Consider the following 13,734-nt stretch of genomic DNA (forward strand, 5'->3'; position numbering starts at 1 on the left):
AAGTAAAATGCTCACGATAACAGTCGGAGAAAGCGGAGATTATCACACCATAGGAGAGGCGGTTTGTGCCGTGCCCTACAAAGAGAAGGCAACAATACTGATCATGGAAGGTGTGTACCGCGAGAAGCTTTTTATAGAAAAAAGTAATCTCTGCCTTAAGGGGCAGGGGATGGATAAGACCGTTATCAGCTTTGATGACGGCGCTTATAAGGTCTTAGATGACGGTACAAAGTGCGGGACCTTCAGAAGCCAGACGGTTTTTCTTGGAGGAGAGCACATTGAAGTATCGGATATGACAATTGAAAATGTCGCAGGAAGCGGAGATGACGCAGGTCAGTCCCTTGCTGTGTACGCGGATGCAGATGAAGTGGTGATGAAAAACGTAAGACTAAGGTCAAGGCAGGATACGCTTTTTCTTGCACCTCTTCCAAAGGAAGAAAGAATCCCCGGCGGATTCTTTGGACCAAGGATGCTGTCTCCTCGCAGGAATACGAGACAGTACTATAAAAACTGCACCATAAGCGGAGATGTTGATTTCATTTTTGGCGGTGCAGATGCGGTTTTTGACGATTGCAGGATCATCGTCATAGACAGGAAAAAAGAGATTAACGGATATATTACCGCACCCTCTGAAAACTTAGGAGACCTTGGATTTGTTTTTAGAAACTGTGAGATCTTAGGCGAAGGCGATGCCATGGAGGGAACGGTTTTTCTTGGAAGACCCTGGAGGCCGACTGGAAAAGCAGCATTTTTAAACTGCGTATACGATAAATCCGTAAATTCGCTGAGGTTTAGCGAATGGAAGGAAGCTGAGTGCGAGGAAAGCGAAGCCTTCTTTGCTGAATATAATCCATGTGATACCTATGGGAATTTATTGGACATCAGCAAAAGAAATAAGTGGGTAAGAGCGCTTTCCGATGAAGAGGCATCAGCGATAAGTAAACTGGCAGATAAGCTGGTGAATGAGTTAAAGGAGATTTAGAGAATGCAGATAGGGATTAGAGCGCATGACGTAGCATATGCACCTCTACATGAGCTGATTCCGAATATTCATAAGCAGGGCTTTACGTGTATGCATATAGCACTTGCAAAGTCCATAAAGGAATTCAATGTGGACATTGCCACGATGACTCCGGGACTTGCGATGTATATTAAAAATCTTTGCGCTGAGAATCATGTGGATATAGCAGTGCTCGGAAATTATTTAAATCTGGCGCATCCGGATCCGGTGAAGCTCTCTGAGATAACAGAGAAGTATGTGGCTCACTTAAGGTTCGCTTCAATACTTGGATGTTCTGTTGTGGGGACAGAGACAGGAGCCGTGAATGCAGAGTACAAGTATGAACCGGCAAATCATGAAAAGGCAGCGCTTGATCTTTTCATAAATAATCTGAAACCGGTAGTGAAAGCGGCAGAGCAGTTTGGACAGATAATTGCCATAGAGCCGGTGTGGAAGCACATAGTATATGGGCCGGAGCAGGCGAGATATGTACTGGATGAGATAGGAAGTCCAAACCTGCAGATAATCTTTGATCCGGTGAACATGCTTTATCCGGGGAATGTGGATAAGCAGGATGAGATCATAGAGAAGACCTTCGAGCTGCTTGCAAATGACATAGCGGTGGTACACATGAAGGACTTTGAAATCGAAGGGGATGAGCTTAAATCCATACCTGCCGGAATGGGTTCACTGAACTATGAGCTGCTGCTTAGAAGGATTAAAGAGCATAAGCCTTTTGTACAGTGCACGCTTGAAAACACAAAGCCTGAAAATGCAGTAAGGACAAGGGAATTCGTTCAAAATCTGTATGACAGAATTACATTGTAAATGTTGTCACACTTGTTGTAATAGTTGGTTTAAAGCGCCAAATCTATATAAAAAAACATCGCAAAGAATTAGTATAGATATAGGCAATAAATAAGGAGCTTGCAGTATGAAGAAGTTTTTAGGAAAGAATTTTGTTTTACAGTCTGACACGGCGAAACATCTGTTTCACGATTATGCGGAGGAGCTTCCGATAATCGATTATCATTGCCACATTTCACCCCAGGAAATATATGAGGATAAGAGATTTGAGAATCTTGGAGATGTATGGTTTGGAGGAAAACAGCCTGACGGTACATTTTTCGGAGATCACTATAAATGGAGACTCATGAGATCCAATGGAGTACCGGAGGAAAAGGTCACAGGACGTGATGATGAGCTTGGAAGATTCAAGGCCTTCGCAGCTACACTTTCCAAGGCAATCGGCAATCCCATGTATCACTGGTGTAACTTAGAGCTCAAAAAATACTTCGGAATAGAAGGGCCGCTTACCGTTCACAATGCTGAGGAGATCTGGAATAAGTGCAACGATATGCTAAGAAACGATCCGAATCTTACAGTCAGAGGTCTTATTAGACAGAGCAACGTAGCTTATGTCGGGACAACCGATGACCCGATCGATTCTCTTATCTGGCATGAGAAGATTGCGGCAGATGACAGCATAGACTTCATGGTTAAGCCTTCTTTCAGACCTGATAAAGCGATCAATATAACTAAGGCAGGCTTTAAGGAGTATATTGAAAAACTTGCTGCAGTTGTAGGAAAAGCTTCGCTTGATTCTACTCAGGATGTTATCGATGCACTCGTAAACAGAGTTGAATATTTTGCAGCACACGGCTGTGTGGCATCCGATCATGGGCTTGATTACATACCTTTCAGAAAGCTCTCAATGGAAGAATGCGATGCTGCATTTAAGAAGGCCATGAGCGGAGAGAAGGTTACTCTCGAAGAGGCAGAAGGCTACCAGACAGCACTTCTTATTGCACTTGGAAAAACTTATCACAAGCACGGAATTGCAATGGAGCTTCACTATTCCTGCCTTAGAAATGTGAACGAGAGGATGTTTAAGCTCGAAGGTCCCGATACAGGTTTTGACATGATTGCCAATAATTCCTGCGGAGGAAGTATTGCAGAGCTTATGTCTGAGCTTGATAAGACAGGGGAGCTTCCTAAGACTATAATCTTTTCACTCAATCCTGCTGATAATGAGCAGATTGGAACGATCCTTGGATGCTTCCAGTCATCTGAGGTTCCGGGTAAGATCCAGCATGGTCCTGCATGGTGGTTTAACGATTCAAAATCCGGAATGGAAGAGCAGATGAAGTCACTTGCTAATCTTGGACTTCTTGGCAACTTCATCGGTATGCTCACAGATTCAAGATCATTCTTGTCATACACAAGACATGATTATTTCAGAAGAATAATGTGCAATCTCATCGGTGAATGGGTAGAGAATGGGGAATATCCGTATGATGAGGATGCATTGAGAGAAATTGTAGAGGGTATTTCATACTATAACGCTAAAAGGTATTTTGGAATCTGATTTTGGGGGTAGTTTTAAAATGGAAAAGCTAAGTTACAAATTACTTGAAGAAAGCGGCTATGACGGTTTTCTTCTAAAGGATGCACCTGAGAAGGTATTGCAGTTTGGGGAAGGCAATTTCCTTCGTGCATTTGTCGATTATTTCATCGACGTCATGAATGAGAAGGCAGATTTTAACGGAAAGGTAGTTCTCTGCCAGCCTATTGAGCAGGGACTTTCCGATATGATAAACGATCAGGAGGGACTTTACACACTGTTCTTAAGGGGACAGGAGAATGGACAGAAGGTTAATAAAAAGAGAGTGATCTCAAGCGTTTCCAGATGCCTTAATCCATATAAGGAATACGATAAGTTCATCGAATGTGTAAAGAATCCTGACATAAGATTTATAGTCAGCAACACAACCGAGGCAGGTATCGCATATGATCCCGCTTGTAAGCTTGATGATAAGCCGGCATCCAGTTTTCCGGGAAAACTCACTCAGCTTTTATATGAGAGATTTCAGAATAAGCTTCCGGGCTTCATCATTCTCTCCTGCGAGCTCATAGACAGAAACGGTGACGAGCTTCTTAAGTGTGTGAAAAAGTATATTGAGCAGTGGGAACTTTCAGATGAGTTCCTTAGCTTCGTTGAAAATGAGAATGTGTTCTGCTCAACTCTTGTTGACAGAATTGTTCCCGGATATCCGAGAGCAGAGGCTGAGTCCATCTGTGAGGAGCTTGGATACAAGGATAATCTCATCGATACAGCAGAAGTTTTCGGTGCATGGGTAATCGAGGGACCTGCTTCCATAGAGGATGAGTTCCCTGCTAAAAAGGCAGAGCTTCCCATCATTGTTGTAGATAATGTTGATCCCTATAAAAAGCGCAAGGTCAGAATCCTTAACGGCGCACATACTTCCATGATCATGGGTGCATTTCTTGCAGGACAGGATATTGTAAGAGACTGCATGAAGGATGAAGTGATAAAGGGATACATGAATAAGGCTCTGTATTCAGAGATAATACCCGTTCTTAAGGGACTTGAGAAAAAGGATCTCGAGGATTTTGCAGCAGCAGTTTCGGACAGATTTGCAAATCCGTTCATTGACCACGAGCTTCTTAGCATTTCTCTTAATTCATGCTCCAAGTGGAAGGCAAGAGTAATGCCTACAGTACTTGAGTACTTTGAGCAGAAAAAGGAGCTCCCGAAGGTACTTACCTTCTCATTTGCAGCATTCCTTGAGTTCTATCACCAGGGATTTGAGAAGCGTGACGGCGCTCTTGTTGCAAAAAGAGGTGATAAGGAATTCCTTATTAAGGATGATGAGTGGGTTCTTGATGAGTTTTTATCATTAAAGGATGCTGATGCAAAAACTCTTGCAAAAACTGTTATTGAAAACGAAAAGATGTGGGGAAGCGCACTTAAGGACCTCACTGGTTTTGAAGATAAGGTTACAGAAGATCTTTTACTTATCAGAGAAAAAGGCATGTATGAAGCCATGAAGGAGGTTCAGGGTGAATAGTATAAGGATACACCCCTTGGATAATGTAGCGGTAGCACTCTGCGACATTCCTGCCGGAGAGATTGCCGGATCCGATGAGCTTAAGGTCAAGACATGCGAAAAGATCGGCCAGGGCCATAAGGTTGCACTTGTGGACATACCTGAAGGATCAGCAGTGATCAAGTATGGAAACAGGATTGGAATTGCTACAGAGGACATTAAGGCAGGCAGTTTTGTTCATACCCATAATGTCAGAACCGCATTGTCCGAGAATACAAAATTTGAATACAGACCACAGATTCAGGACCTTCCGCAGGTTGAAAGCAGAACTTTCATGGGCTTTAGAAGAGCGAAGGGAAAGGTCGGAATCAGAAATGAGATATGGATCATCCCTACTGTTGGATGCGTGAATTCCATTGCGGAGAGACTTGTAAAGGAAAACCAGGATCTTGTTAAGGGAACGGTTGATGGCCTCTACGCATATACACATCCTTTTGGATGCTCACAGATGGGAGATGATCACGATACGACTAAGAGAGTTCTTGCTTCACTTGTTCGTCATCCCAATGCAGGCGGAGTGCTTGTTTTATCACTTGGCTGCGAGAATCTGACTCCGGATCAGTTCAAGGAGGAGCTTCAGGAGTGGAATGGCAGACGTGTTAAGTTCATGACCTGTCAGGATGTTGATAACGAGATCGAGGAAGGAAGAAAGCTTCTTGAAGAGCTTGCCGAATATGCAGGACAGGCGGAGCGCGAGGAGATAGATGCTTCGGAGCTTATCGTTGGAATGAAGTGCGGAGGATCCGATGGACTTTCAGGAATAACTGCTAATCCCACGGTTGGAAGATTTTCAGATAAACTCATCTCCATGGGAGGCTCCACGGTTTTGACCGAGGTTCCGGAGATGTTCGGTGCAGAGTCTATTCTGTTTAATCGTTGCAAGGATAGCGTCACCTTCTATAAAGCTGTGGACATGGTCGACAAGTTCAAAAAGTATTTCGTTGATCATGGTCAGGTGATATATGAGAATCCAAGTCCCGGTAATAAAGAGGGCGGAATCACAACTCTTGAGGACAAGTCCTGCGGCTGCGTCCAAAAGGGAGGAAGTGCTGTAGTTACTGACGTTCTTGGATACGCGGAGCCTGTAAGAATGAAGGGACTTTCTCTCCTGTCAGGACCCGGAAATGATATGGTATCCGCTACGGATCTTACTGCAGCAGGAGCGCATATGATCCTGTTCACTACAGGAAGGGGAACACCCTTTGGTGCACCGGCTCCCACTGTGAAGATATCGACCAACACACCCCTCTATGAGAAGAAGGGAAAATGGATCGATTTTAACACAGGTACTGTTGCAGAGGGTAAGGAAACCCTTGATGAAGCAGGAGACAGACTGCTTGATCTGGTACTTGAAGTTGCAAGTGGAAAGAAGACCAGACAGGAAGAGTTCGGATACCGCGAGATTTCGATTTTTAAAGACGGCGTTACGCTGTAAGGCTTGAGAACTGTGTGATGGCTGTCTGGGACAGATTAAATATGAAAAGTTTTAGAGGTGAGAAGATGGATATAAGATACTCAGTTAATCAGAGAGATGTTAAGAGATATACAACAGATGAGCTTCGTGATGAGTTTTTGATCACAGGACTCTATGAAGCGGATAAGGTGAAGGCAGTTTATTCACACGTTGACAGAATGGTTACTTTTGGCTGCATGCCTGTAACCAAGGAAGTGTCATTGGATGATGGCATCGATGTTTACCACAACTTTGGAACATCATACATCTTAGAGCGCAGAGAGATTGGTATTTTCAACATCGGCGGAAAGGGTAAGATCAAGGTTGATGATACAGAGTATGTTCTTGAGCACAAGGACTGCCTCTACATCACAAAAGGCGCAAAGGTTGTTCTGTTTTCATCAGATTCACAGGCAGAGCCTGCCAAGTTCTACATGGTAAGTGCTCCTGCGCATTGCTCCTATGAGACAAAGCTTCTTACCTTCAATGATGCAGTTAAGCGTCCTCTTGGAAGTACAGCAGAGAGTAATAAGAGAGTTATCAATCAGTTCATTCATCCCAGTGTTCTCAAGACCTGCCAGCTGAGCATGGGCATGACAGTTCTCGAGGAGGGCAGCGTTTGGAACTCAATGCCTTGCCATACGCATGAGAGAAGAATGGAGATCTACACATATTTTGATATTCCCGAAAACCAGGTTGTTTTCCACTTCATGGGCGAACCCGGCGAGACAAGACACATTGTAATGAAGAATGAAGAGGCTGTTATTTCACCTTCATGGTCAATCCATTCAGGTGCAGGTACTTCAAACTACACATTCATATGGGCTATGGGCGGTGAGAACCAGGAGTTCGATGATATGGATAACTTAAAGCCCACAGATTTGAAGTGATTTTGAGGACAGACGATTAAGACAGATGTTGTGCTTTTTGGAAGATTGAAGGTGCATTATCAAACCAGGAGGTTAGGTATGAGCGAGAATTTATTCTCTTTGGAAGGTAAGGTTGCATGGGTCACAGGTGCAGCCTACGGAATAGGATATGCAATTGCCAAGGCTTATATTGAAGCCGGCGCAAAGGTTGTTTTTAATTCAAGCAGACAGGAGACTGTGGACAGAGGTCTTAAGAGCTACGAGGCTGACGGACTGCTTGATAAGGTTAAGGGCTATGTCTGTGATGTAACAGATGAGGAAGCTGTTTTGAAGCTTTACGAGACTATCCGCAAGGAGGTCGGTGAGGTTGATATTCTTGTTAACAACGCAGGAATGATCAGAAGAATCCCCATGACAGAGATGGAAGCAAGTGAATTCAGAAGAGTAGTTGATGTGGATCTTATCGGACCCTACATCGTTTCAAAGGCTGTTATCCCTTCAATGATTGAGCGCGGTGGCGGCAAGATCATAAATGTGTGCTCAATGATGTCAGAGCTTGGAAGAGAGACTGTATCCGCATATGCAGCTGCTAAGGGTGGACTTAAGATGCTTACAAAGAACATCGCATCCGAGTATGGCAAATACAACATTCAGTGCAACGGCATCGGTCCCGGCTATATCGCGACCGAGCAGACAGCGCCTCTTAGAGAGCGCCAGGCTGACGGATCAAGACATCCCTTCGACAGCTTTATTATCGCAAAAACTCCCGCTGAGAGATGGGGAGAGTCAGACGACCTTAAGGGACCCGCAGTATTCCTTGCATCGAAGGCTTCTGACTTCGTAAATGGTCACATCCTTTATGTGGATGGCGGAATCCTGGCTTACATCGGCAAGCAGCCATGATTTAAACTGTGCTATAAAGTAAACTTTGGCGCAACGTAGGCGAAAACCCACAGGCTGCCGTGGGTATAGTCAGTGATTGTTCATAGCAAGTAACATCATATATAGAGTGCTGAGATGAATCCGATTACATTCTTTAAGGGAATGATGCCTGCTATTATGTTTGCTTTCTCGAGTGCATCATCAGTCGGACTTCCTATCGATGGTATTGCTCTGGTTGCAGGTGTGGACAGAATCTTTGATATGGGCAGAACAACACTCAACATCACAGGTGATGCTTCCTGCACAGTTATCGTTTCCAACATGCTTAAGAGGCGCGAAGCCAAGAAGAGTGCATGATTGAGCAGTTATGACTTTGGGCAGCAGGATTAAAATTTAAAGAATAATCTTAATAAGTAAAAGAATGAGCACCGTCAGTATTATGGGTTTCGTAATACGGGTGCTCTTTTTCATGACGAGACCCGAACCTACGTAATTGCCAAGCATGTTGAAGACAGCTGCCGCGAGACCCAGCGCTATATAAATCTGTCCGCTTGTAAGGAATACAACAAGTGCTGATATATTGGTTGATGCATTGATGGCTTTGCTGTGCGCAATAGCACTTTTTAGGAGGAATTGATGATTTTTTTGGAGTATAATCGTAGATATTACGCGGTGTGTAGTTGGAGTATTGAAGTATGTTTTTTGATTATCTTGGAGACATAATTTTGAAATATGATATTTATCCGGTGACCTATGGGATCATCGGAATCAACATAATCATATTTATTTTGATAAATCTGAAGAAGCTTGATGTTCAAAAGCTTGGCTCTTCGTACATGCAGAGCCTTCAGGAAAAGCAGTACTACAGAATTGTCACTTCGGCATTTACGCAGAAGGAATTCCTGCACCTTGCCTGTAACATGTACTCTTTGTATAACCTTGGAAGCGTGCTTGAACGAGTGCTTGGAGAGTGGGTATTTGCCGGCTCCTATGCTCTGATAATGATTTTAGGCGGTCTGCTTTCAGCAAGGATTCATAAAAAGACTTCGCCCTTTACGCTTAGCATTGGCGCATCGGGAGTAATCTGCGGCCTGATTGGGATTTATATGGTGATGGCTTATTGTGTTATGGGAATGGCGGCTATAAAGTCAATGGCTCCGACACTTATTCTGCTTGCGCTTATGACAACATCGAAAAGGATCGATTCCATAGGGCACTTTACGGGGCTGTTTTTGGGACTTATTTGCGGAGTCGGGATTTTGTATTTTGGACTTTGATGATAACTGCGGAGCCGGGATTTTGTATTTTGGACTCTGATGATAAGAGCTTTTGTTTATAGAGGAGAGGAAGTATGGATACGCTACAGAAAAAACGAATCGCAGTAGTGATGCTTTTTTATATGATCAATTTTGGACTGTGGGAGCTTGTTGCGCCTGTCATAACACCTGAGTGGGCATCCTTTGCAGTTTATGTGCTGCTGTTTATTATTGTTACTTTAATGTTTTGGGATGAGATGAGAAGTGAATGGAACGAGTTTAAGGCAGGTGTTTTTACGGGGAAAGGTTTCAAGCTTTCTCTGGCTGCAACTCTTGTGATCGAGCTCCTTTTATCCGGTGCAGTTATTTTTATCGCATCAAAATGGTGTCCCATAATTATGCCGGAAAATAATGAGAACGTTAAAAGTCAGATGGCAGCAGTGCCTGTATTCTTAAGCGTTTTCCAGGGATGCGTGTTCGCGCCTGTGATCGAGGAGATGACATTCCGCTACGGAATCATAAATAAACCTGAGTCAAAGAAGTCATTGATTAAACTGGCTCTTATTTCAATAGTGCTTTTTGATGTCTTCCACATAGCGAGATTTCCTGAGTTTTTCTACTATCTGGTACCCTCTGTAGTTCTGACACTTTTCTATTCAAAATACAGAAATGTATTTGCATCGATTGTGCTTCACTCACTTATCAATGTTGTGGGATATGCAGCGCTGCTTACCGGAATTTTGTGAGTCCACTTGCTGCGATAATTTTCTATTAAAAAATCCCTTTTTACATTTGTGTGTCTGTGAAAACAATCGGAGTTTGTCAGCTGGTTATTTGCAAGAAGAGCAGCGCGTTAAATTCAAGTTGTCGAGTAGAAACACTTTTGTAAAAAGGGAGTAAAAAATATGGCAGGTCCAGCCTTGACCTTGCCCCAAGGGCCCGGTTTATTGTTTTGATAAATGCTTTAGGGCTTAAATAATTAAGGGCCTAAATATTAAGGCTTATAATATTAAGGGTGGTGTTAGGTATGGAAAACGAGAAAAACTATATTGGGTGGATAAGGAGTAAAGTCGGTCATGAGCGTATAATACTCGGCTTCGCCGGAGGATGCATTTTTAATGAAAATGACGAGGTTCTCCTTCAGAGGCGAGGTGGATCAGGCAAGTGGGGATTTCCAGGAGGCGCGATTGAAATCGGAGAGACACCGGAGATGGCAGCTATAAGGGAAGCAAAAGAGGAGACGGGACTGGACGTAGAAGTCCTGGAGCTTTTAGGAATTTACACTGATCCCGACATGGAGTATGCAAACGGAGATAAGGCACACAGCATCTGCATCGCGTATGAGCTTAAGGCTGTGGGCGGAGAGCTATTTTGCGATAACGATGAGACGGTGGAGCTTAAGTATTTTCCAATTGATGAAGTGCCGAAGCTGTTTTGTCGGCAGCATGAAGAAATCATGAGAACTATCAGGGATAGGAAATAGAGCCAGAGTATGGGAGCAGCTAAGAACAGGCAATAGAAAAAACTATGAGAATTATTATGAACAGGCTGCCTGGTGGACCATTAGAATTATTAAGGACATTCGATGGAAGAGATTTTGGCAGCAGGATATAGAACGTGAGGTAAAGGAAATGTATCCGACAAGAGAAGAGGCGGAAAGACTTTTAGTAGAGGCAGAAGAATGTAACCCGGGACCATGGGATGACCATAGCAGGGTGGTTGCGCACTGTGCAGAGGAGATTGCAAAGCGATGCGGTATGGACTCTGAGAAAGCCTATGTGTTAGGATTACTGCATGATATCGGCAGAAAGTATGGGAAAAGACATCTTGGACATGTATCGGATGGATATTCCTATATGATGTCCCTTGGATATGATGAGGTCGCAAGGATTTGCCTCAGCCACTCATTCAACGAGCATGATTTGGATCAGTATATCGGTAATTTCGACACTTCCGAAGAGGAGACGAAGCTTATCAGAGAAGGCCTGGATGCGATGGAGTATGATGACTACGATCTTCTTATTCAGCTCTGTGATGCAATCGGCGGAGCAGAGGGTGTTGTGGATATGGCCCTGCGCATGGAGGATGTAAAGAGTCGCTATGGTGCATATCCCCAGGAAAAATGGGACAAAAATATGTGGCTAAAAAACTATTTTGAAAGGAAAATGGGAGAGGATTTATATATTGCCGTAGATAAGGAGAATTACAGGCCAGTAAAAGGCGGCAATGTGTGAGGCTTGGAAAATTGATATTGCTTATGGACAGGCAATTCGTTTTATCCCAAACAGATTAAGAACGGAGGATTTAATATGACAGAAATCATATATTTTGCAGGCGGGTGCTTTTGGGGAACTCAGAGATTTTTTGATCAGTTCGAGGGAGTTTTGAGCACAGACACAGGCTATGCAAACGGCCCTACTGTGAACCCTACATACGAGGAAGTTTGCAACGACTCAGGCCACGCAGAGACAGTGAAGGTAGAGTTCGACAACAGCGTGATAACTCTGGATGAACTAATAGGATACTATTTTAAGATCATTGATCCTGTTTCCGTGAACAAGCAGGGCGGAGACGTGGGCATCCAGTACCGCACAGGAATCTATTACACAGATGAGGCACAGCTTCCCACCATTGAGAAGAGGATGGCTGACCTTGAAAAAGAGCTCGGAATGAAGAGCGCCATTGAGGTGAAGCCACTTGAAAACTTTTATAAGGCTGAGGAATATCACCAGAAATATCTTGTGAAAAATCCGCAGGGCTACTGCCATATTCCGGCAATTATGTTTGAGATAGGAAAGAAGAAGTAAAAATATCATAACGAGATAGGAGACCAAATAATAACGAGATAGGAGACCAAATAATAATGAGATATAACGACATGACAGAAAATGAGCTAGATGAGGTCGTTAACAAGTATATTGAGTATTACAACAATTGTGAGGACGGCTGCTGGACCTATGAGAAGGCCTACAAAAGAATTCACCAGGTAATGACAACCGAGGATTCAATGTGCCTTGTGCAGTACGATGATGAGGGAAGCATGACAGGCTTTGTCATGGGATACTTCAAGCAATACGATGACATCCTGGGATATTTTCTTGAAGAAATAGTTGTCTTTTCAGGCTATCAGGGTAAGGGCTATGGCTCACTTTTAATGACAAAGCTCGAGGAAAAGGTTAAAGAAATGGGCGCTAATCATCTTGAATTCTTATCTGTAAATGATGAGCATCACTCCCATTTTTATGGAAAATTCGGATACTATGCCGCAGACAACTTCCGCATAATGGGAAAACACTGGGAGATGTGATCATATGGAAGAATTTTTGTCTGTACAGGATGCAACAAATAAGGTTTTTACAGAGCTGGAAGAATTTACCGGATGGAAGCTGCTAAAGAGCCAGAGGCGTCTAAAAAAGAAGATTGGTAGTCTGGAATTATACATTGATTTTTTCACATCAAAGTGGAACACATCATACAGATATGTCGGATTGAATGCGGAATTCTCTATGGCTTACAAAAAACTGGGAAAGCTCCCGTTTCAACACATTGTTGCATATTGTGCTTATCATCCTCTGACAGGAGATGATTTATATTGGTACGATATTTCGACAACAGATAAACTTGAGGCCGTGATAGATGAATTGAAGCAAAGGATTCAAAATACAGCCCTGACGCTTGAGAAACAAATTGAAAATGATCTGGAGAATGCGGTGCAGTCAGTGCTAGATGATCATTTTGAGGAATATAGGGTCAGATTGGAATTTGCCGCAGATATTCTTGGCACAGATGCAATTAAGCCTCAGGTGCAAACTGTTATAGAGTCCCTTACGGATGTTCAAAGGCAGCAGGCTTTGGATTATAAAAATGGAGCACGAACAATTCCATGGATGAATAATCCCAATAATCTCAAATATATTGTGGATAACAACTGGATATAAAACGGATTATTTCACGGATAATCAAACTTTTTCACTTAAAAGGCACAGGTGCTGAGTATTGCTGCTCAGCACCTGTGTTAATTAATGGGGAATATACATCGTCATTGTTAATTGTGAACATACATCATCATTGTTAATTGTGAACATACATCATCATTGTTAATTGTGAACATACATCATCATTGTTAATTGTGAACATACATCATCATTGTTAATTATGAATTTACATCATCATTGTTAATTATGAATTTACATTATCATTGTTAATTGCGAACTTATATTATCATTGTTAATTGCGAACTTATATTATTTTGGGTTTTATCTTGCTAAATGATAGAGAACTAAATGGTAAATATGCTGTTCAATTCATGTCCGCGATTTGGATTCACATTTAAAATGCTTGTCTAAATGTATTTTTCTCAGTG

At 42.9% G+C, this 13,734-nt stretch carries 15 protein-coding genes and 1 pseudogene; 15 read left to right on the plus strand and 1 reads right to left on the minus strand.

The window, feature by feature from the left end; all coding sequences use genetic code 11:
- Window positions 1-7 precede the first annotated feature (7 nt).
- From G586_RS0113200 to G586_RS0113235, 8 genes and pseudogenes are all read left to right on the plus strand, one after another.
- Window positions 8-982: a pectinesterase family protein gene (locus G586_RS0113200; protein ID WP_026528137.1), complete on the plus strand. Its 975-nt coding sequence runs from the start codon at window positions 8-10 to the stop codon at window positions 980-982.
- Between the two features lie 3 nt (window positions 983-985).
- A complete protein-coding gene (locus tag G586_RS0113205; protein WP_026528138.1) occupies window positions 986-1,828 on the plus strand; it encodes a sugar phosphate isomerase/epimerase family protein in 843 nt (280 codons plus the stop codon).
- Between the two features lie 106 nt (window positions 1,829-1,934).
- Window positions 1,935-3,368, plus strand: a complete 1,434-nt coding sequence (uxaC, locus tag G586_RS0113210; RefSeq protein ID WP_026528139.1) for a glucuronate isomerase — start codon at window positions 1,935-1,937, stop codon at window positions 3,366-3,368.
- Between the two features lie 19 nt (window positions 3,369-3,387).
- Complete coding sequence (locus tag G586_RS0113215) at window positions 3,388-4,872, plus strand: tagaturonate reductase (protein WP_026528140.1); 1,485 nt, start codon at window positions 3,388-3,390, stop codon at window positions 4,870-4,872.
- Window positions 4,865-6,346: a UxaA family hydrolase gene (locus G586_RS0113220; RefSeq protein WP_026528141.1), complete on the plus strand. Its 1,482-nt coding sequence runs from the start codon at window positions 4,865-4,867 to the stop codon at window positions 6,344-6,346. The genes G586_RS0113215 and G586_RS0113220 overlap by 8 nt, the downstream gene beginning before the upstream one ends.
- Window positions 6,347-6,411: 65 nt before the next feature.
- Window positions 6,412-7,254: a 5-dehydro-4-deoxy-D-glucuronate isomerase gene (gene kduI, locus G586_RS0113225; protein ID WP_026528142.1), complete on the plus strand. Its 843-nt coding sequence runs from the start codon at window positions 6,412-6,414 to the stop codon at window positions 7,252-7,254.
- A gap of 78 nt (window positions 7,255-7,332) precedes the next feature.
- Complete coding sequence (locus G586_RS0113230) at window positions 7,333-8,136, plus strand: gluconate 5-dehydrogenase (protein ID WP_026528143.1); 804 nt, start codon at window positions 7,333-7,335, stop codon at window positions 8,134-8,136.
- Window positions 8,137-8,316: 180 nt separating this feature from the next.
- Window positions 8,317-8,472 (plus strand): annotated as a pseudogene (locus G586_RS0113235) (cation:dicarboxylate symporter family transporter); the annotation flags it as partial.
- A gap of 36 nt (window positions 8,473-8,508) precedes the next feature.
- On the opposite strand, the gene G586_RS27500 reads toward G586_RS0113235, so the two are convergent.
- Entirely contained in the window at window positions 8,509-8,847 is a 339-nt protein-coding gene (locus tag G586_RS27500; protein WP_334291274.1) for a TSUP family transporter, read from the minus strand.
- Here G586_RS27500 and G586_RS0113240 point away from each other — a divergent pair.
- The 7 genes from G586_RS0113240 to G586_RS0113275 all read left to right on the plus strand — a co-directional run bounded on the left by G586_RS0113240 (window position 8,811) and on the right by G586_RS0113275 (window position 13,309).
- Complete coding sequence (locus G586_RS0113240) at window positions 8,811-9,392, plus strand: rhomboid family intramembrane serine protease (protein ID WP_026528145.1); 582 nt, start codon at window positions 8,811-8,813, stop codon at window positions 9,390-9,392. The two genes, G586_RS27500 and G586_RS0113240, sit on opposite strands and share 37 nt — an antisense overlap.
- Before the next feature lie 74 nt (window positions 9,393-9,466).
- The gene (locus G586_RS0113245; protein ID WP_026528146.1) at window positions 9,467-10,117 is read left to right on the plus strand and encodes a CPBP family intramembrane glutamic endopeptidase; all 651 of its coding nucleotides are present in this window, start codon (window positions 9,467-9,469) and stop codon (window positions 10,115-10,117) included.
- Window positions 10,118-10,398: 281 nt separating this feature from the next.
- A complete protein-coding gene (locus G586_RS0113250) occupies window positions 10,399-10,854 on the plus strand; it encodes an NUDIX hydrolase (RefSeq protein WP_026528147.1) in 456 nt (151 codons plus the stop codon).
- 148 nt (window positions 10,855-11,002) lie between these two features.
- Complete coding sequence (locus G586_RS0113255) at window positions 11,003-11,605, plus strand: HD domain-containing protein (protein ID WP_026528148.1); 603 nt, start codon at window positions 11,003-11,005, stop codon at window positions 11,603-11,605.
- Between the two features lie 75 nt (window positions 11,606-11,680).
- Window positions 11,681-12,178, plus strand: coding sequence for a peptide-methionine (S)-S-oxide reductase MsrA (msrA, locus tag G586_RS23090; protein WP_035773315.1), 498 nt, complete (start codon window positions 11,681-11,683; stop codon window positions 12,176-12,178).
- A 56-nt stretch (window positions 12,179-12,234) separates the two neighbouring features.
- The gene (locus G586_RS0113270) at window positions 12,235-12,678 is read left to right on the plus strand and encodes a GNAT family N-acetyltransferase (protein ID WP_026528149.1); all 444 of its coding nucleotides are present in this window, start codon (window positions 12,235-12,237) and stop codon (window positions 12,676-12,678) included.
- Between the two features lie 4 nt (window positions 12,679-12,682).
- On the plus strand, window positions 12,683-13,309 hold the full coding sequence (locus G586_RS0113275; protein ID WP_026528150.1) for a hypothetical protein: 627 nt from the start codon (window positions 12,683-12,685) through the stop codon (window positions 13,307-13,309).
- The last annotated feature ends 425 nt before the right edge of the window (window positions 13,310-13,734 follow it).

Origin of the sequence: Butyrivibrio sp. VCD2006 (assembly GCF_000423925.1) — a bacterium.
Lineage (GTDB): Bacteria > Bacillota > Clostridia > Lachnospirales > Lachnospiraceae > Butyrivibrio.

Excerpts from the sequence above, each read along its gene's own strand:
- G586_RS0113240 (WP_026528145.1), top strand. The coding sequence starts at position 8,811 with ATGTTTTTTGATTATCTTGGAGACATAATTTTGAAATATGATATTTAT.
- G586_RS0113250 (WP_026528147.1), top strand. The coding sequence starts at position 10,399 with ATGGAAAACGAGAAAAACTATATTGGGTGGATAAGGAGTAAAGTCGGT.
- G586_RS0113200 (WP_026528137.1), top strand. The coding sequence starts at position 8 with ATGCTCACGATAACAGTCGGAGAAAGCGGAGATTATCACACCATAGGA.
- G586_RS0113215 (WP_026528140.1), top strand. The coding sequence starts at position 3,388 with ATGGAAAAGCTAAGTTACAAATTACTTGAAGAAAGCGGCTATGACGGT.
- uxaC (WP_026528139.1), top strand. The coding sequence starts at position 1,935 with ATGAAGAAGTTTTTAGGAAAGAATTTTGTTTTACAGTCTGACACGGCG.
- G586_RS0113230 (WP_026528143.1), top strand. The coding sequence starts at position 7,333 with ATGAGCGAGAATTTATTCTCTTTGGAAGGTAAGGTTGCATGGGTCACA.
- G586_RS0113275 (WP_026528150.1), top strand. The coding sequence starts at position 12,683 with ATGGAAGAATTTTTGTCTGTACAGGATGCAACAAATAAGGTTTTTACA.
- kduI (WP_026528142.1), top strand. The coding sequence starts at position 6,412 with ATGGATATAAGATACTCAGTTAATCAGAGAGATGTTAAGAGATATACA.
- G586_RS0113255 (WP_026528148.1), top strand. The coding sequence starts at position 11,003 with ATGTATCCGACAAGAGAAGAGGCGGAAAGACTTTTAGTAGAGGCAGAA.
- G586_RS0113205 (WP_026528138.1), top strand. The coding sequence starts at position 986 with ATGCAGATAGGGATTAGAGCGCATGACGTAGCATATGCACCTCTACAT.
- G586_RS0113245 (WP_026528146.1), top strand. The coding sequence starts at position 9,467 with ATGGATACGCTACAGAAAAAACGAATCGCAGTAGTGATGCTTTTTTAT.
- msrA (WP_035773315.1), top strand. The coding sequence starts at position 11,681 with ATGACAGAAATCATATATTTTGCAGGCGGGTGCTTTTGGGGAACTCAG.
- G586_RS0113270 (WP_026528149.1), top strand. The coding sequence starts at position 12,235 with ATGAGATATAACGACATGACAGAAAATGAGCTAGATGAGGTCGTTAAC.